Origin of the sequence: Drancourtella massiliensis, assembly GCF_016900655.1 — a bacterium.
Classification (GTDB): Bacteria; Bacillota; Clostridia; order Lachnospirales; family Lachnospiraceae; genus Sellimonas; species Sellimonas catena.
The window spans coordinates 108440-125237 of record NZ_JACJKH010000002.1; the positions used below are offsets into that span (position 1 = coordinate 108440).

The 16798-nt window shown below is 47.5% G+C and carries 19 protein-coding genes and 1 other RNA gene; 16 read left to right on the forward strand and 4 right to left on the reverse strand.

Annotated elements, in window-relative coordinates; all coding sequences use genetic code 11:
• Positions 1 to 2: 2 nt before the first annotated feature.
• The 8 genes from plsY (at position 3) to rnpB (ending at position 5694) form a co-directional block, all read left to right on the forward strand.
• A complete protein-coding gene (plsY, locus tag H6A32_RS01535) occupies positions 3 to 647 on the forward strand; it encodes a glycerol-3-phosphate 1-O-acyltransferase PlsY (protein ID WP_087168230.1) in 645 nt (214 codons plus the stop codon).
• A 10-nt stretch (positions 648 to 657) separates the two neighbouring features.
• Positions 658 to 1689, forward strand: a complete 1032-nt coding sequence (locus H6A32_RS01540) for an NAD(P)H-dependent glycerol-3-phosphate dehydrogenase (protein WP_204863588.1) — start codon at positions 658 to 660, stop codon at positions 1687 to 1689.
• Between the two features lie 62 nt (positions 1690 to 1751).
• Positions 1752 to 3224 carry a stage IV sporulation protein A gene (gene spoIVA / locus H6A32_RS01545; protein ID WP_087252778.1) on the forward strand — a complete coding sequence of 491 codons (1473 nt, stop codon included), beginning with the start codon at positions 1752 to 1754 and terminating at the stop codon, positions 3222 to 3224.
• Positions 3225 to 3325: 101 nt separating this feature from the next.
• On the forward strand, positions 3326 to 3652 hold the full coding sequence (locus H6A32_RS01550; protein WP_087168227.1) for a bifunctional adenosylcobinamide kinase/adenosylcobinamide-phosphate guanylyltransferase: 327 nt from the start codon (positions 3326 to 3328) through the stop codon (positions 3650 to 3652).
• Complete coding sequence (locus H6A32_RS01555; protein WP_204863589.1) at positions 3649 to 4143, forward strand: precorrin-2 dehydrogenase/sirohydrochlorin ferrochelatase family protein; 495 nt, start codon at positions 3649 to 3651, stop codon at positions 4141 to 4143. The genes H6A32_RS01550 and H6A32_RS01555 overlap by 4 nt, the downstream gene beginning before the upstream one ends.
• Positions 4140 to 4838, forward strand: a complete 699-nt coding sequence (locus tag H6A32_RS01560; RefSeq protein WP_087252776.1) for an MBL fold metallo-hydrolase — start codon at positions 4140 to 4142, stop codon at positions 4836 to 4838. The genes H6A32_RS01555 and H6A32_RS01560 overlap by 4 nt, the downstream gene beginning before the upstream one ends.
• A gap of 2 nt (positions 4839 to 4840) precedes the next feature.
• The gene (gene rnhA, locus H6A32_RS01565) at positions 4841 to 5332 is read left to right on the forward strand and encodes a ribonuclease HI (RefSeq protein ID WP_087168224.1); all 492 of its coding nucleotides are present in this window, start codon (positions 4841 to 4843) and stop codon (positions 5330 to 5332) included.
• A 16-nt stretch (positions 5333 to 5348) separates the two neighbouring features.
• Positions 5349 to 5694, forward strand: an RNA gene (gene rnpB, locus H6A32_RS01570) — RNase P RNA component class A.
• 97 nt (positions 5695 to 5791) lie between these two features.
• Here the strand turns inward: rnpB and H6A32_RS01575 are convergent.
• The 3 genes from H6A32_RS01575 to pyrB all read right to left on the reverse strand — a co-directional run bounded on the left by H6A32_RS01575 (position 5792) and on the right by pyrB (position 7675).
• Positions 5792 to 6130, reverse strand: coding sequence for a sporulation initiation factor Spo0A C-terminal domain-containing protein (locus H6A32_RS01575; RefSeq protein ID WP_087168223.1), 339 nt, complete (start codon positions 6128 to 6130; stop codon positions 5792 to 5794).
• A 157-nt stretch (positions 6131 to 6287) separates the two neighbouring features.
• Positions 6288 to 6728 carry an aspartate carbamoyltransferase regulatory subunit gene (locus tag H6A32_RS01580; RefSeq protein WP_087168222.1) on the reverse strand — a complete coding sequence of 147 codons (441 nt, stop codon included), beginning with the start codon at positions 6726 to 6728 and terminating at the stop codon, positions 6288 to 6290.
• Between the two features lie 26 nt (positions 6729 to 6754).
• Positions 6755 to 7675 carry an aspartate carbamoyltransferase gene (gene pyrB / locus H6A32_RS01585; RefSeq protein WP_087168221.1) on the reverse strand — a complete coding sequence of 307 codons (921 nt, stop codon included), beginning with the start codon at positions 7673 to 7675 and terminating at the stop codon, positions 6755 to 6757.
• A gap of 144 nt (positions 7676 to 7819) precedes the next feature.
• Between pyrB and pheA the strand changes: the two genes are divergently transcribed.
• From pheA to thiI, 8 genes are all read left to right on the forward strand, one after another.
• Positions 7820 to 8950, forward strand: a complete 1131-nt coding sequence (gene pheA, locus H6A32_RS01590) for a prephenate dehydratase (RefSeq protein WP_087168220.1) — start codon at positions 7820 to 7822, stop codon at positions 8948 to 8950.
• 24 nt (positions 8951 to 8974) lie between these two features.
• The gene (locus tag H6A32_RS01595; RefSeq protein WP_204863590.1) at positions 8975 to 10267 is read left to right on the forward strand and encodes an ATP-binding protein; all 1293 of its coding nucleotides are present in this window, start codon (positions 8975 to 8977) and stop codon (positions 10265 to 10267) included.
• A gap of 26 nt (positions 10268 to 10293) precedes the next feature.
• Positions 10294 to 11580, forward strand: coding sequence for a serine dehydratase subunit alpha family protein (locus tag H6A32_RS01600; RefSeq protein WP_204863591.1), 1287 nt, complete (start codon positions 10294 to 10296; stop codon positions 11578 to 11580).
• Positions 11581 to 11598: 18 nt separating this feature from the next.
• Positions 11599 to 12318 carry an NUDIX domain-containing protein gene (locus H6A32_RS01605; RefSeq protein ID WP_087252771.1) on the forward strand — a complete coding sequence of 240 codons (720 nt, stop codon included), beginning with the start codon at positions 11599 to 11601 and terminating at the stop codon, positions 12316 to 12318.
• On the forward strand, positions 12315 to 13286 hold the full coding sequence (gene prmA / locus H6A32_RS01610; RefSeq protein ID WP_204863592.1) for a 50S ribosomal protein L11 methyltransferase: 972 nt from the start codon (positions 12315 to 12317) through the stop codon (positions 13284 to 13286). Before H6A32_RS01605 ends, prmA begins: the two co-directional genes overlap by 4 nt.
• A 5-nt stretch (positions 13287 to 13291) precedes the next feature.
• Positions 13292 to 14032: a 16S rRNA (uracil(1498)-N(3))-methyltransferase gene (locus H6A32_RS01615; protein ID WP_204863593.1), complete on the forward strand. Its 741-nt coding sequence runs from the start codon at positions 13292 to 13294 to the stop codon at positions 14030 to 14032.
• A 62-nt stretch (positions 14033 to 14094) separates the two neighbouring features.
• Positions 14095 to 15252: a cysteine desulfurase family protein gene (locus tag H6A32_RS01620; protein WP_204863594.1), complete on the forward strand. Its 1158-nt coding sequence runs from the start codon at positions 14095 to 14097 to the stop codon at positions 15250 to 15252.
• A gap of 11 nt (positions 15253 to 15263) precedes the next feature.
• The gene (thiI, locus tag H6A32_RS01625; RefSeq protein ID WP_087168213.1) at positions 15264 to 16448 is read left to right on the forward strand and encodes a tRNA uracil 4-sulfurtransferase ThiI; all 1185 of its coding nucleotides are present in this window, start codon (positions 15264 to 15266) and stop codon (positions 16446 to 16448) included.
• Positions 16449 to 16545: 97 nt separating this feature from the next.
• On the opposite strand, the gene H6A32_RS01630 is transcribed toward thiI, so the two are convergent.
• Positions 16546 to 16776, reverse strand: coding sequence for an HPr family phosphocarrier protein (locus H6A32_RS01630; RefSeq protein ID WP_087168212.1), 231 nt, complete (start codon positions 16774 to 16776; stop codon positions 16546 to 16548).
• Positions 16777 to 16798: the final 22 nt, after the last annotated feature.

The following is a 16798-nucleotide window of genomic DNA, read 5'->3' on the forward strand; positions in this document are numbered from 1 at the left end:
TCATGGAACGGATCGTGTGTATTTTGATCGGGTATGTTTTCGGGCTTTTCCAGACAGGATATATTTACGGGAGACTGCAGCATGTGGATATCCGGAAAATGGGGAGCGGAAATGCCGGTTCTACAAATGCGCTGAGAACACTCGGGGTCAAAGCGGGAGCGTGTACGTTTTTGGGGGATTCCTTTAAGTGTATTTTTGCCGTTCTGGCAGTACGGCTGATTTTTGGAGAAACACATGGAGACATTCTTCCTCTTCTTTCTATTTATGCCGGAATGGGAGCAGTGCTTGGACATAATTTCCCGTTCTATCTGAAATTCAAAGGAGGAAAAGGAATTGCGGCCATGGCAGGACTTCTGGCCGCCCTTACGAATGTCTGGATCTGCTTGATTGCGATCGTGGTATTTGTTACAATAGTAGCAGTAACAAAATATGTTTCCGTTGGTTCGATTGCGGTCGTTCTGATTTTCTTTGCAGGTGTCGTATTCCGCGGACAGACAGGAAGCTACGGTATGGCTGCGCCATATCTCCATGAGATGTATGTGGTGGCAGCATTTCTTGCAGTTCTTGCAATCTGGAAGCACAGAGCGAATATTCAGAGACTGTTAAGCGGCACAGAAAATAAAATCAGCATCGGAAAGAAAAAATAGGAGGCACAGTATGGCAAAAGTTGGAATTATGGGAGCCGGCAGCTGGGGAACGGCGATTTCATGGCTTCTGACAAACAATGGACATGAGGTGACTGTCTGGTCTATCGACGCGAAAGAGGTGGAGATGCTTGACAGAGAGCGGGAACACAAGTCCAAACTTCCGGGGGTGAAGCTTCAGGACAGTATCCGTTTCACAAATGAGATCCGGGAAGGCATTGAAGGAAAGGACTTTGTAGTGCTTGCCGTTCCGTCACCATTTACGAGATCGACGGCTCAGAGGATGTGTCCTTATGTGAAAGAGGGACAGATCCTTGTCAATGTGGCAAAGGGGATCGAGGAAAAGACGTTGATGACATTGAGCGAGCAGATTGAGGAAGAAGTGCCTCAGGCGGACGTGGCGGTTCTTTCGGGACCAAGCCATGCGGAAGAAGTAGGAAAGGGTCTGCCTACCACATGTGTAGTCGGTGCAAAAACAAGAGAGACGGCAGAGTACCTTCAGAAAGCATTTATGAGCGAAGTGTTCCGTGTGTATACAAGTCCGGATATCAAAGGCATCGAACTGGGAGGATCTTTGAAAAATGTCATTGCTCTTGCTGCCGGTATTGCGGATGGCCTTGGATACGGCGACAATACAAAAGCCGCTCTGATCACAAGGGGGATTGCTGAGATTGCACGTCTGGGAGTAAAGATGGGCGGAAAGATCGAAACCTTTACCGGGCTGACAGGAATCGGTGATCTGATTGTGACCTGTGCAAGTGTCCACAGCCGGAACCGGAAGGCAGGATATCTGATAGGACAGGGAAGGACGATGCAGGAAGCCATGGATGAGGTCAAAATGGTAGTTGAAGGCGTCTACTCTGCAAAAGCGGCAAAGCAGCTTGCCGGGCAGTACCAGATTTCCATGCCGATTGTAGAACAGGTCAATCAGGTGCTCTTTGAAGGAAAGAGTCCGGCCGAGGCGGTCAAAGAGCTGATGCTTCGTGACCGGAAAGAAGAACACAGTGCCCTTCCTTGGGGAGAAGAAGATACAGATACAAAATAAAACAGGTCTAAATACCTCCTTGCAGGCATACATTGGTATCAGCATTGCAAGGGGGTATTTTCATGGAGAATTTTCAGCTTTATCATGATATGCAGGTCAGAACAAACGGGGAAATCTATTTCGGGGTTGTAGGTCCGGTAAGGACCGGAAAGTCCACGTTTATCAAACGGTTTATGGATCTTCTGGTTCTCCCGCATATGAATGATGAAAATCAGCGGGCGAGGACAATGGATGAACTGCCACAGTCCTCTTCCGGAAAAACCATTATGACAACAGAACCTAAATTTATTCCAAAAGAGGCGGCGGAGATTACACTTTCAGATGATGTCCGGGTTCGGGTCCGGCTGATCGACTGTGTCGGATATATGACAGAAGGGGCAAAAGGGCATATCGAAGACGGGGAGGAACGCAAAGTTAAAACACCGTGGTTTGACTATGAGATTCCGTTTACAAAAGCAGCCGGAATCGGAACAAGGAAGGTGATTCATGATCATGCCACTATCGGAATTGTAGTGACAACGGATGGAACGATCGGAGAGATCCCAAGAGAAGCGTACCGGGACCCGGAAGGAAAGACCATCCGGGAACTGAAAGATATCGGGAAACCCTTTCTCGTTCTGGTAAATTCAGCAAGGCCTTACGGGAAGGAAGCGTCAGAGACCGTAAAAGAGATCCAGGAGTCCTATCAGGTGGCGGCGATGCCGGTCAATTGTGAGCAGCTGAAAGAGGAGGATATCCATCGGATGATGGAGGAGATCCTGTTTGAATTCCCGGTTTCCGAGATGGAATTTTATATACCAAAATGGGTGGAAATGCTGCCGCGAAGCCATAGAATCAAGGAAGAAATGGTATCCTATATCAGAGACTTGATGGAGGAAAAGACGGAAATCCGGGATTTTATCGGAGGAATCGAACAGCCGGATGATACATATATCGAAAGTGTCCGTGTGGATCATATTGCGATGGATACCGGATGTATCCGGATGGAAATCCGTGTTTACGAGAAATACTATTATGAAATGCTCAGTGAGATGACAAACATGAAGATACAGAATGAGTACGAACTCCTTAGGGCCATGAAGGAAATGTCCGCCCTTCAGGAGGAGTATGCCAATGTCAAAGATGCTATGGACAGTGTCAGGGCAAAGGGGTATGGAGTGGTGAGTCCGAAGAAAGAGGAGATTTCCCTTACAGATCCGGAGATCATCAAGCAGGGCAGCAAGTACGGGGTGAAGATCCATTCGGAGGCACCGTCGATTCACATGATACGGGCCAATATTGAAACGGAGATCGCGCCGATTGTGGGCAACGAGCAGCAGGCTCAGGATATCCTGCGGTACATCAAAGATGCGAAAGAGCAGGAAGGAGGAGTCTGGGAAACCAACATTTTTGGAAAAACAATCGAGGAACTTGTGATGGACGGAATGCGGCATAAGATTACGATGATCAATGACGAATGTCAGGGAAAACTTCAGGATACGATGCAGAAAATTGTAAACGACAGCAATGGAGGGATTGTCTGTATCATTATCTAAACCGGATAAATGGGCCTGTACGCAAAAAGTTGAAAAACTTGATGAACGTACAGGCCTCTTTGTGGTATACTTGATCTGTTAGAGAAAGAAGGAGAGCGGATATGATAATGATTACGGGCGGAAGCTTTCAGGGAAAGACAGAGTATGCCAGAGCACAATACCCGGACCGGGAGATCATCGTACATTTTGAAGAACAGATTTTACAGTGCATCCGGGAGAACAGGGATCCAGCAGCGTACACCGGGCAGTTTATTGAGAGTCATCCGGATGCAGTTGTTCTGATGGATGAAATCGGAAACGGGATTGTTCCGGTGGACCGGGAGGAGCGGGCATGGAGAGAGGCTGCAGGACGTGCCGGATGCCGGCTGGCAAAAGAGGCCGGGGAGGTCTACCGCGTCATGGCAGGGATCGGGATCAGGATCAAATGAGCAGGGAAAAATATCCGCGGTTTCCGCTCTTTTTGAGTCTGTGCGGCAGAGAGATCCTGATTGTCGGCGCCGGGAATATCGCGGTCCGGAGAGCCGGCATCCTTCTTCCTTTTGGCTGCAGCATCCGGATGTGCGCTCCGGAAAGAGAGGATGAGCTGAAAGAGCCTCTCAGAGGATGGATTCTGGACGGAAAGGTCCGGTACGAGAGCAGGCGGTTTGAAAAGGATGTGCTGACCGGCCGGGAGTTTCTTGTGTTTGCGGCAACGGATGAAAACGAAACAAACGCAGAGATTGTTCAGATATGCAGGGGAAAAGGAATTCTGGTGAATAACGCATCGGACGCTTCCATGTGTGATTTCTTCTTCCCGTCTGTACTGCGGGATGAGGAGATTGTAATCGGAATTGTAGGGGATGGAAGCGACCACAGAAAGGTAAAGCAGATACGAAAAAAGATACAGGACATGCTGAAAGGAGAGAAAAGACCCAAATGAAAGTCACTTATCTGTATCACAGTGGATTTACAGTAGAAGATGAACGTGCAATGTATGTTTTTGATTACTATAAGGGGAAGCTGCCTGAGACAGAGGCCGATAAACAGATGTATGTTTTTGTGAGCCACCGCCACAGCGACCACTTCAATCCGGAAATTTTTGAGTGGGAGAAAGAGCATCCGAAGATCCAGTACATTCTGTCGGATGACGTGGAGGCGGATCCTGCTCCCAACCGGATTTTCCTGCCTCCGGATAAAAAAATAAAGATCGGAACGCTGAAAATAGAGACGCTTCGTTCTACGGATGAAGGCGTTGCTTTTCTCGTTGCCTTCCGTGATAAGAGAATTTATCATGCAGGTGATCTGAACTGGTGGCACTGGGAAGGCGAGAGTATTGACTATAACCGCAGTATGCGTAAAAATTACCAGAAGGAAATCAAAAAGCTTGCACGAAAGAAGATCGATCTGGCGTTTGTCGTTCTGGATCCAAGACAGGGCGGAGCGGCATTTTCCGGCATTGATTATTTCATGAGAAATGTGAGGGCAGAGCATGTCTTCCCGATGCACATGTGGAAGGATTATGGGCTGACAGACCGTCTGCTGACTTCAGAAATTTCCTCGGGCTACCGGAACCGGATTCACCGCGTATGGGAGGAAGGACAGACTGTGGAGATCAAGGAACGGAAGGGAGAATAACAATGCTTGTAAAAATCTATACGGACGGTGCGGCAAGAGGAAATCCGGACGGACCGGGAGGATATGGAACGATTCTCTCCTATACCGATCCGAAAGGACAGACTCATATACGGGAGCTTTCCCAGGGGTATGAAAAGACAACTAACAACCGGATGGAGCTGATGGCAGTCATTGCCGGACTGGAAGCGCTGAACAGGCCCTGTGAAGTGGAAATCTATTCGGATTCCAAATATGTAGTGGATGCGTTTAATCAGCACTGGATTGACAACTGGATCCGGAAGGGCTGGAAGCGAGGGAAAAATGAGCCGGTCAAAAACATCGATCTCTGGAAACGGCTTTTGGAGGCGGCAAAGCCGCACAAGATGACATTGATCTGGGTAAAAGGGCATGACGGCCACCCGCAGAATGAACGATGTGACGAACTTGCGACAACGGCAGCGGACGGTGAGGACCGGATCGTTGATGAAGGACTTGCAAGTGAAGGCCAAGTGTGATATTGTATTACAGGTGCAGGTAAGATAAACAGTCGCGGCTGCGAATCCCGAAAGGGTGCAGACGAGGAAAGTCCGGGCTTCACAGGGCAGGATGCCGGATAACGTCCGGTGGAGGCGACTCCAAGGATAGTGCAACAGAAATAAACCGCCGCTTATGCGGTAAGGGTGGAAAGGCAGTGTAAGAGACTACCGCTTTTCTGGTAACAGAAGAGGCACATGTAAACCCCATCCGAAGAAAGACCGAATGAAAACGATACGGCGGCCCGTCGTGTTTTAGGTGGGTTGATGGACTCCCGCGGCGACGCAGGAGCTAGATAGATGACTGTTCAAGACATAACCCGGCTTATCGTCTTGCCTGCCGTTTATACAGAAAGCAAAAAAAGGGTGCGGTGCTTAAACCGCACCCTTTTTATAAGCTTTCCGGCAGAATGATAGATTCCGTTTATGCGACAGCAGTTTTTATTGATAGCGCAGATAATCAGCTGCCATTTCAATCAGTTCTTTTGGGTAAAGAGTACCGTGAGAAAGAAATCCGGGAAAGAAGGCCCGGAGCTGCGCTTCGTTGGCGGCCGCTATCTGGCAGACAGTGCGGATCGCCCTCGCGATACTTGGGACAGAGACGTGATACATTTCGGCAATCGGCCGGTAGATTTCCTTTTGGATGTTACACAGACAATGCTCGTCTTCCATTACAAGAAAGACGGCCTCCTTCAGATAGTAAAAGCCTTTGTATCTCCCTGAAATTCCGATGCTTTTCAGAAAGATACTTAATTTTTCTTCCATATTTGATGTTGTCATCTTTGTTTCCTCCTTGGTTGGCCGGAAGCTTACATAACCTTTATATAAAAAGGGAGGAAAAAAGAAAGTCAAGATATGCAACAAAACGTGGCATTTTAACACGCACACCTAAAATATGGATAAAAAGAACCGGGAGGGCATCAGCCCTCCCGGCAGTTTATTTTCTATGATACTTTTCTTCGCAGTATTTGCAGCGGTACTCTTCACGTTCCGGATCCGTCAGAATAAACACATGATCCAGCTCCTGCTCGATGGAAGTGATGCATCTCGGGTTTTTGCAGCGGATCACATTGGTGATTTTTTTCGGAAGCTTCAGAGACATTTTATCTACAATTTTTTCATTCTCAATGATGTTTACTGTAATATTGTGATCGATGAAACCAAGGATGTCCAGATCGATCATCTCCAGCGGACACTCAATCTTGATGATGTCCTTTTTCCCCATCTTGTTGCTTTTTGCGTTCTTGATAATCGCGACACAGCAGTCCAGCTTGTCGAGACGCAGATATTTGTAAATATCCATACTTTTTCCTGCCTGGATATGATCCAGTACAAAGCCTTCGGAGATTCTTCCGATATTCAATGTATTTTTAACCATAATTAGCTCCTTTCCAGATTTGCAGATCAGTCGACATGGATGTCGAGAAGAGTAAGAATCAGTGCCATCCGTACATAAACACCGTATTTGGCCTGCTTGAAATAAACGGCGCGTGGATCGTCATCCACTTCCACGGAGATCTCATTTACTCTCGGGAGCGGGTGGAGCACAAGCATATCCTTGCTGGCAAGTTCCATCTTTTTCTTGTCCAGAATGTAGAAGTCTTTCATACGGACATAGTCTTCCTCGTTGAAGAAACGTTCTTTCTGAACACGGGTCATGTAAAGGATGTCCAGATCCGGAAGTGCTTCTTCCATACGGACAACCTCTTTGTATGGAACATTGTTGCGTCTCAGTACATCGTGGCGGATGTAGGTTGGAAGACGCAGCTCCTCAGGGGAGATCAGTACAAAGTTCAGATTGTCATAACGGACAAGTGCCTGAATCAGAGAATGGACAGTACGCCCGAACTTCAGATCTCCGCAAAGACCGATTGTCAGGTTGTTAAGACGCCCTTTTAAAGAACGGATCGTCAGAAGGTCCGTCAGCGTCTGGGTCGGATGCTGGTGTCCCCCGTCACCGGCATTGATAATCGGAATAGAAGAATGGGCAGCGGCTACCATCGGAGCGCCTTCCTTTGGATGACGCATCGCAACGATGTCAGCATAGCATGCCACAGTCCGAATCGTGTCCGATACACTTTCCCCCTTTGCAGCGGAACTCGAATCGGCAGAAGAAAAGCCAAGAACACTTCCGCCCAGGTTTAACATGGCAGCTTCATGACTTAAACGGGTACGGGTACTTGGCTCATAAAACAATGTTGCTAATTTTTTTCCTGCACAGGCATGTGCATATTTCGCTGGATTATTTTCAATATCATTGGCAAGATCTAAAAGCTTGTCCAGTTCTTCCACGGAAAAGTCCAGCGGACTCATTAAGTGTCTCATATAACATCCTCCTCTTGCTACCTAGCTCTCCTAATAATATATAATAAATTGATCTTGTTTTCAACAGCCAATTCAAATATGAACGTAGATTTTGCAGAAGAAATGTATTATAATATGGAAGAGTTTAAGCGAAGGAGGAAGCAGATGGCATCGTTAGAGGAACTGCGCGGTGAGCTGGATTGTCTTGATGAGCAGATCATCGCTTTATTTGAAAAACGGATGGAAGTCTGTTCTTTAGTTGCAGACTATAAGATTGAAAATGGAAGAAAAGTCTATGACCGGGCAAGGGAGCAGGAGAAGCTGCTAAAAGCAGCATCCCGGGTGGAGCATGCGTACAACAAGAAAGGAGTACAGGAGCTGTTTACCCTTCTGATGTCGGTCAGCAGGAAACTTCAATATCAGAAACTTTCCGCCTGCGGGACAACGGGGAGACTTCCGTTTATAGAAGTAAAAGAGCTGGATGTAAAGAATTCACGGATTGTATTCCAGGGAGTGGAGGGAGCCTACAGTGAGGCGGCGCTGAAGCAGTATTTCGGAGATGAAGTCAACAGTTATCATGTACGTACCTGGAAAGATGCGATGGACGCCATCGAGGATGGAGCAGCGGATTTTGCCGTGCTCCCGATTGAGAATTCTTCAGCAGGCGCAGTGAATGAGGTATACGATCTGCTTGTAGAATATGAAAATTATATCGTGGGAGAGACCGTGCTTCCGGTCAGCCATGTACTTGCGGGACTGAAGGGGAGCAAAGAGGATGAGATCACAAGAGTCTATTCCCATCCGCAGGGGCTGATGCAGTGTGAGAAATATCTGTATGACCATCCTGCAATGGAGAAGATCAGCGTACCGAATACTGCGGTTGCGGCACGCAAGATTGTGGAGGAGCAGGATGTGCACCATGCGGCAATCTGCAGCGCCTACGCGGCTTCTTTGTACGGACTGGAAATTCTGCGGGAGCAGGTCAACGACAACCGTCATAATTCCACCCGCTTTATTATTGTGACCAACCAGAAGATTTTTCTGGAGCATGCGGACAAGATCAGTATCTGTTTTGAACTTCCGCACGAGAGCGGCTCGCTTTATCAGATACTGTCCCACTTTATCTACAACGATCTCAATATGACAAAGATCGAATCACGGCCGATCGAGGACAGGCCTTGGGAATACCGCTTTTTCGTGGACTTTGAGGGGAATCTGGCAGACGGAGGCGTGAAAAACGCGATCCGGGGACTGCGTGAAGAGACGAAGAGCATGAAAATACTGGGGAACTACTAGAAAACAGAAAAGAAGGAAGAGAAGATGCATACAAACGAACTGATGATTTACAGAAATATGGAATATGGTCGGATTCTCCAGGATATGACTTTTCTGATGGAGCATGCGGGAAGTGATTATTATAATCCGGAGGATCTGAAAAATCTGTTCTTTGAATGTGTCAATAAGATCCTTGAGCTTTCGGAACAGCATGGTCTGGAGGGAAATCTGTGGCATACCTATCTGACATTTCTGCTCGTTAACGACGAAAATGCCTACAGCACAGCCTGCGAGATCCGGGGAGCGGTTGAGGGAAGTGTCAATGACGTGGCGCTGCATGATTTCGCGATTATGAAGGAGCTGTTTGACTATGATGTAAAGGGGCTCGGTGAGAAACTAGGCACGAAAGCCCACAGGATTTTATTTGACTATCAGGGAACGAGGCAGGAAGGACATGTCTACAACCGTAGGGTAAGAGACCGAATCTGCACGTTGGCTGTCCACCTTGCAGGGACTTCTTCTCCGGAAGAATTTAAAACAGTCATGACCCAGTTTTACAAGGAGTTCGGGGTAGGGAAATTCGGGCTTCACAAGGCTTTTCGGGTCGAACATACTAAAGAGGGTGCCAGGATTGTTCCGATTACCAAGATTGCCCATGTCAGACTGGATGATCTGGTAGGATATGAGATCCCAAAGAAGAAGCTGATTGAAAATACAGAGGCTTTTGTACGGGGAAGAAAGGCGAATAACTGCCTGCTGTTTGGGGACGCGGGAACCGGAAAGTCCACTTCCATCAAGGCAATTCTGAATCAGTACTATGAAGAAGGACTGCGTATGATCGAAGTGTACAAGCACCAGTTCCAGGATCTCAATGATATCATTGCCCAGATCAAAAACAGGAATTACAAGTTTATCATTTACATGGATGATCTTTCTTTCGAAGAATTTGAGATTGAATATAAATATCTGAAAGCGGTGATTGAAGGCGGTCTGGAGCGTAAGCCGGATAACGTTCTGATCTATGCCACATCCAACAGAAGACATCTGGTACGGGAACAGTGGAGCGATAAAAATGACAGAAGAGATGATGATCTTCACACATCGGATACGGTACAGGAGAAGCTGTCCCTTGTGGCAAGATTTGGGGTATCAATCTTTTTTGTCGGTCCGGATAAGAAGGAGTTCCAGAATATTGTTCTCGAACTTGCGAAGCGTAACGGCATTCAGATGGAGGAAAACGAACTTCTGCTGCAGGCAAATCAATGGGAGATGACCCACGGCGGCAGATCAGGAAGAACAGCACAGCAGTTTATTGACTACCTGCTGGGGAAAGCATAAAACATAAGAAAAGAGAGGATGAGACGATGAAAAAAGAGGATGTAAAGTATGGAGCGTATGTGCAGATTTTAAAGGAAGAGCTGGTACCGGCAATGGGATGTACGGAGCCGATCGCACTGGCTTATGCGGCAGCGAAGGCAAGAGAAGTCCTTGGGGAAAAACCGGATACAGTGAAGATCGGCGCAAGCGGAAGTATTATTAAAAATGTAAAATCGGTCATTGTACCGAACACAGATCATCTCAAAGGAATCCCGGCGGCAGCGGCGGCCGGAATCATTGCGGGAAAACCGGAAAAAGAGCTGGAAGTTATCGCAGAAGTATCCAAAGAACAGATTGAGGAGATGAAGGACTTCCTTCAAAATGCAGATATTTCCGTAGAATACGTGGACAACGGCATCACTTTCGACATCATTGTGACAGAGACAAAAGGGGAATCCAGCGCGACAGTACGGATCGCGAACTATCATACAAACATTGTCCTGATCGAAAAGAACGGACAGGTGCTTTTTGAAGAAAAGGTAGAAGGAGAAAAAGAAGAGGGACTGACGGACCGCTCTCTTTTGAATATGAAAGATATTCTGGATTTTGCAGAAACCGTGGACATCGAAGATGTCAGAGAAGTGATCGGACGCCAGATCCGGTATAATACGGCGATTGCACAGGAGGGATTAAAAGGAAACTATGGTGCAAATATCGGAAGTGTTCTTCTCGAAATGGAAGGGGACAATATCCGTGTCCGGGCAAAAGCGATGGCAGCAGCAGGATCTGACGCGAGAATGAACGGATGTGAACTTCCGGTAATCATTAATTCAGGAAGCGGCAATCAGGGAATGACCTGCTCTCTTCCGGTGATTGAATATGCTAAAGAACTGAATTCCGGGGAGGAAAAGCTGTACCGGGCACTGACGTTGTCAAACCTTGTGGCAATCCATCAGAAGACCGGAATCGGAAGATTGTCCGCATACTGTGGGGCAGTCTGCGCAGGTGCGGCGGCAGGAGCCGGAATCGCTTATCTGCACGGAGGCGGATATGAAGAGATTGCACATACGGTAGTCAATGCGCTTGCGATCGTATCCGGAATTGTCTGCGACGGGGCAAAGGCATCCTGCGCAGCCAAGATCGCATCTTCAGTGGAGGCGGGAATTCTTGGATATAACATGTATAAATGCGGACAGCAGTTCTATGCAGGCGATGGTATCGTGACGAAAGGCGTTGATGAAACGATCAGAAATATCGGACGTCTTGGCAAAGAAGGCATGAGGGAGACTAATGTCGAGATCATTGATATCATGGTAGGAGAAGGGTGTAAATAAACGAAAGTAGGTGAAAAGATGCCGGCTTTTTTCGATGACATCGAAGCATTTCGCGGGGATGGAAGCAGAAACGAAAAGGGAGAATCACTGGAAGCGTTTCTGGAAAAGTATGATCCTTACAAATACAAAAATCCATGCTGTACGGTGGACATGGCAGTATTCGGGTATTCCGGAACAGAACCGGATCGGGCAGAGGACCTGAAAGTCCTCCTGATCCGGAGAAAGAATCATCCGAGTATCGGAGACTGGGCACTGCCTGGCGGGTTTATCGATCTTTATGAAGATCTGGAAGAATCCGCAAAACGGGAACTTTATGAAGAGACACATATTGAAGGAGTCGAGACAGAGCAGATCCGGGCCTTCGGGGATGTCAGAAGAGACCCGAGAGCGAGAGTGATCACTACTGCATTTATGGCTCTTGTCCGGCTGGAAGATGTGAAAGCACAGGCAGGCGATGATGCGAAGGATGCGGCCTGGTTTACAATTGATGTCAGCGAAAAAGAGACAGAAGAAGGGAGCTTCTATGCGATGGAGCTTTCTAATCCGGAACGGAAGCTTCTGTTGAAACCTTTGGTCTGTCTCCGGGAAACCGGGGAATTGATCCGAAAAGAAGAGACTGTCATCCGGGACCGCGGCCATGTGGCATCTGATCATGCGGCCATTCTGCTTCTTGCCTGGCTGAAACTGAAACGCAGGATGGAAAACGCAAGAGCAAAAAAGGAGACAAAAATCAAATGAAATGGAATAAATTCAGACTACAGACGACAACTCAGGCGGAGGATGTTGTCAGTAGTATTCTTACGGACATCGGAATCGAGGGCGTGGAGATCGAGGACAAGGTTCCGCTTACACAGAAAGAAAAGGAGCAGATGTTTGTTGACATTCTGCCGGAGACCGCACTGGATGACGGCGTGGCGTATTTAAGTTTTTATCTGGAAGAGAGCGAGGACAAAGAAGCAGTTCTTGAGAAAGTCAGAAATGAACTGGACGAAATGAGAGAATTCATGGATCTGGGACCTTGCACGATCGAGGAATCCCAGACCGAGGATGTGGACTGGGTCAATAACTGGAAACAGTATTTCCATCAGTTTTACGTGGATGATATCCTGATTATTCCGTCCTGGGAAGACGTAAAGCCGGAAGATGAAGGAAAGATGATTATCCATATCGATCCGGGAACCGCGTTTGGAACCGGGATGCATGAGACAACACAGCTGTGCATCCGGCAGATTAAAAAGTATGTGACAGATACCACACGAATTCTGGATGTAGGATGCGGAAGCGGAATTCTCGGCATGCTGGCACTGAAATTTGGCGCAGACTATTCCGTAGGAACGGATCTGGATCCGTGCGCGATTGACGCCACTCACGAAAACATGAAAGAAAACGGGGTGTCAAAAGATCGCTATGAGGTCATGATCGGAAATATCATCGATGATAAAGAAATTCAGGATCGTGTCGGATATGAAAAATACGATATTGTCGCAGCCAATATTCTTGCGGATGTTCTTGTCACACTGACTCCGGTGATAGTAAATCAGCTGAAACCGGGTGGAATTTATATTACAAGCGGTATTATTGACGACAAGGAAGAAGTCGTAAAACAGGCGGTGAGCGATGCGGGACTGGAGCTTCTTGATGTGACATATCAGGGAGAATGGGTCTGCGTCACAGCGAGAAAGCCGCTGGAAAAGGCGGGAGAGTAATCGGTATGCAGCATTTTTTTGTGACACCGGAACAGGTGGAGGAAGAAGAGATTACGATTACGGGAAGTGATGTGAACCATATCCGGAATGTGCTGCGCATGAAGAAAGGCGAACAGCTTGAAATCAGTGACGGCAATAACAAAAAATATCTGTGTGAGATCCGGGAAATGACTTCGGATACAGTCCGGGCAGGGATTCTGGAGATTTACCAGACGGATACGGAGCCGGCCTGCCGGACCGTCCTGTTTCAGGGCCTGCCGAAAAGCGACAAGATGGACTGGATTGTGCAGAAGGCCGTGGAACTTGGTGTATCCGAGATTGTTCCGATGGCTACCCGCAGGGCGGTTGTAAAGCTTGATGCGAAGAAAGCAAAAAAGAAGACAGACCGCTGGCAGGCAATTGCCGAGAGCGCCGCAAAACAGGCGGGACGCGGAGTGATACCTGAGGTTCACGATGTGATGAGCTTTTCGGATGCACTTGCTTTTGGCAGGGTACTGGATCATGTACTCATACCGTATGAACTTGCCGAAGGAATGGAAGAGACGAGAAAACAGTTTCAGTCACTGAAAAAGGGAGAATCTTTAGGGATCTTTATCGGGCCGGAAGGCGGATTTGAGGTGGAAGAAGTAGAAAAAGCCGTAGCGGAAGCCGGAGCGGCTTCGGTTACACTTGGAAAACGGATCCTGCGTACCGAGACGGCGGGACTATTTGTACTTTCTGTTCTCTCGTATCTGATGGAAGAATAAAACCGGTGTCAAGATCCGGAAGAAATCATATGGTAATAAAAAAGGCGGAAAGGTAAGATCTGATGGAAGTATATTTGGACAATTCGGCAACAACAAAAGCATTTGACGAGGTCGGCGATCTGGTCCGGAAGGTGATGTGTGAGGACTATGGAAACCCGTCATCCCTGCACCGGAAAGGGATGGAAGCAGAGCAGTATGTCCGCAGCGCGAGGGAGACTTTCGCGAAAATCCTGAAAGTCCAGGAAAAGGAGATTTTCTTCACTTCTGGAGGGACAGAAAGCGATAATCTTGCATTGATCGGGACGGCACGGGCATACAAAAGACGCGGTAACCACCTGATTACAACGGCGATTGAACACCCGGCCATTTTAAATACGATGCGGTATCTGGAAGACGAGGAAGGATTCCGGGTCACCTACCTGCCGGTGGACCAGTACGGCAGAGTGAAGCTCTCCGCGCTCCGGGAAGCACTCTGCAAGGAGACGATTCTTGTTTCCATCATGTATGTAAACAATGAGGTCGGATCTGTTCAGCCGGTCAAGGAGGCGGGCGGCATTGTGAAGGCATACAACAGGGAGATTATTTTCCACTCGGATGCCGTACAGGGATTTGGAAAGTACAGAATTTTTCCAAAAAGAGAAGGAATCGACCTCCTGACAGTCAGCAGCCACAAGATTCACGGACCGAAAGGAATGGGAGCGCTTTATATCAGCGACAAGGTGAAAATCCGTCCGATTGTGTTCGGAGGGGAACAGCAGAAAAATATCCGGTCCGGAACGGAAAATGTGCCGGGAATCGCAGGATTTGCTCTGGCTGCAAAAATGGTTTATTCGGATCTGGAAGAAAAGACGGCGCGGATGCGGAAACTGAAAGAGCGTTTCATAGAAGGAATCAGGCAGGTGGACCATGTGTCTGTACACGGACTGCCGGATGAAACAAGCGCTCCGCATATTGTCAGTGTCGGAATTGCCGGAATCCGGAGTGAAGTACTGCTTCATACACTGGAAGAAAAAGGAATCTATGTATCGTCAGGCTCGGCCTGTTCTTCAAATCATCCTGGTATCAGCGGGGTGTTAAAGGGAATCGGTGTGGAGCGTGAATATCTGGATGCAACACTGCGGTTCAGTCTTTCAGAGTTCACGACAGAAGAAGAAATTGACTATACGCTGAAAACATTATATAATTGTATACCGATGCTCAGAAGATACAGACGGAGATAAAGGAGAAAGAAATGACATTTCAGACGTTTTTGATAAAATACGGAGAGATTGCGATCAAAGGGAAGAACCGTTACATGTTTGAAGACGCACTGGTGCGTCAGATCCGCTTTGCTCTTCGCAACACAGAAGGAACATTCCGTGTGCATAAATGTCAGGGGCGCATTTATGTGGACTGCGACGGATATTATGACTATGATGAGACCGTTGAGAGCCTGAAAAAGGTATTCGGGATTGTCGGCATCTGCCCGGTTGTCCGGACAGAGGTCAAAGAGTTTGAAGAATTGAAAAAAGATGTAGTGGCATACATGGACGAAGCATATCCGGACAAAAATCTGACATTTAAAGTGGAGTCGAGGCGCGCAAAGAAGACCTACCCGGTCAACTCCATGGAGATGAACTGTGATCTGGGAGAGGCGATCCTGGATGCGTTTCCGGAGATGCGGGTGGACGTTCACAATCCGGATGTGCTCCTGAACGTGGAGGTACGGGAAGAGGTTTATATTTATTCCCACATCATACCGGGGCCTGGCGGAATGCCGATCGGAACAAACGGCAGTGCCATGCTGCTCCTCTCGGGAGGAATTGACAGCCCGGTTGCAGGTTATATGGTAGCAAAAAGAGGCGTCGGTCTTGAGGCGGTTTATTTCCATGCACCTCCGTACACAAGCGAGCGGGCAAAACAGAAGGTAGTGGATCTTGCAAAGAAGGTGGCGGCTTACACCGGACCGATCCGGCTCCATGTTGTCAACTTTACAGATATTCAGCTTTACATCTATGATAAATGTCCTCATGATGAGCTGACGATCATTATGAGAAGATATATGATGCGGATTGCCGAGACGATTGCAAAGGAAAATGGCTGTCTGGGACTGATCACAGGGGAAAGTATCGGACAGGTTGCAAGTCAGACGATGCAAAGTCTTCTTGTGACAAATGAAGTATGTACCCTTCCGGTATACCGCCCATTGATCGGATTTGACAAGCAGGAAATCGTAGAGATTTCAGAAAAGATTGATACTTATGAGACTTCGATTCTTCCGTACGAAGACTGCTGTACGATCTTTGTCGCAAAGCATCCGGTGACCAGGCCGAAATTGGATGTGATCAAGCGGTCTGAGACAAGGCTGTCGGAAGATATTGACCGTCTCGTACAGGAAGCGCTTGATACAACAGAAGTCATCGATGTGGAAGCATAGGAGAATTGGAAAAGTTTCCAGAGTGAATGAGGGTTTTTTTGACTCTCTTATTGAATAAAAAAATCCCCCGCGCTCAACGTGGGGGATTCGATTTCATCTAAACAAGATAAGGTTTTAAAACTTCTAAAACTTCATCAACGCCAGCATCAGCGTGAATGTTTAAATCAATCGGTTTAGATAAATCCAGGCTGAAGATACCCATAATGGACTTTGCGTCGATTACGTATCTGCCGGATACTAAATCGAAATCGTAATCAAATTTTGTAATGTCGTTTACAAATGATTTTACTTTGTCAATCGAGTTTAATGAAATCTTTACTGTTTTCATTGGAAACACACTCCTCTCTCTT

Excerpts from the sequence above, each read along its gene's own strand:
- plsY (WP_087168230.1), top strand. The coding sequence starts at position 3 with ATGGAACGGATCGTGTGTATTTTGATCGGGTATGTTTTCGGGCTTTTC.
- H6A32_RS01540 (WP_204863588.1), top strand. The coding sequence starts at position 658 with ATGGCAAAAGTTGGAATTATGGGAGCCGGCAGCTGGGGAACGGCGATT.
- spoIVA (WP_087252778.1), top strand. The coding sequence starts at position 1,752 with ATGGAGAATTTTCAGCTTTATCATGATATGCAGGTCAGAACAAACGGG.
- H6A32_RS01550 (WP_087168227.1), top strand. The coding sequence starts at position 3,326 with ATGATAATGATTACGGGCGGAAGCTTTCAGGGAAAGACAGAGTATGCC.
- H6A32_RS01555 (WP_204863589.1), top strand. The coding sequence starts at position 3,649 with ATGAGCAGGGAAAAATATCCGCGGTTTCCGCTCTTTTTGAGTCTGTGC.
- H6A32_RS01560 (WP_087252776.1), top strand. The coding sequence starts at position 4,140 with ATGAAAGTCACTTATCTGTATCACAGTGGATTTACAGTAGAAGATGAA.
- rnhA (WP_087168224.1), top strand. The coding sequence starts at position 4,841 with ATGCTTGTAAAAATCTATACGGACGGTGCGGCAAGAGGAAATCCGGAC.
- H6A32_RS01575 (WP_087168223.1), bottom strand. The coding sequence starts at position 6,130 with ATGACAACATCAAATATGGAAGAAAAATTAAGTATCTTTCTGAAAAGC.
- H6A32_RS01580 (WP_087168222.1), bottom strand. The coding sequence starts at position 6,728 with ATGGTTAAAAATACATTGAATATCGGAAGAATCTCCGAAGGCTTTGTA.
- pyrB (WP_087168221.1), bottom strand. The coding sequence starts at position 7,675 with ATGAGACACTTAATGAGTCCGCTGGACTTTTCCGTGGAAGAACTGGAC.
- pheA (WP_087168220.1), top strand. The coding sequence starts at position 7,820 with ATGGCATCGTTAGAGGAACTGCGCGGTGAGCTGGATTGTCTTGATGAG.
- H6A32_RS01595 (WP_204863590.1), top strand. The coding sequence starts at position 8,975 with ATGCATACAAACGAACTGATGATTTACAGAAATATGGAATATGGTCGG.
- H6A32_RS01600 (WP_204863591.1), top strand. The coding sequence starts at position 10,294 with ATGAAAAAAGAGGATGTAAAGTATGGAGCGTATGTGCAGATTTTAAAG.
- H6A32_RS01605 (WP_087252771.1), top strand. The coding sequence starts at position 11,599 with ATGCCGGCTTTTTTCGATGACATCGAAGCATTTCGCGGGGATGGAAGC.
- prmA (WP_204863592.1), top strand. The coding sequence starts at position 12,315 with ATGAAATGGAATAAATTCAGACTACAGACGACAACTCAGGCGGAGGAT.
- H6A32_RS01615 (WP_204863593.1), top strand. The coding sequence starts at position 13,292 with ATGCAGCATTTTTTTGTGACACCGGAACAGGTGGAGGAAGAAGAGATT.
- H6A32_RS01620 (WP_204863594.1), top strand. The coding sequence starts at position 14,095 with ATGGAAGTATATTTGGACAATTCGGCAACAACAAAAGCATTTGACGAG.
- thiI (WP_087168213.1), top strand. The coding sequence starts at position 15,264 with ATGACATTTCAGACGTTTTTGATAAAATACGGAGAGATTGCGATCAAA.
- H6A32_RS01630 (WP_087168212.1), bottom strand. The coding sequence starts at position 16,776 with ATGAAAACAGTAAAGATTTCATTAAACTCGATTGACAAAGTAAAATCA.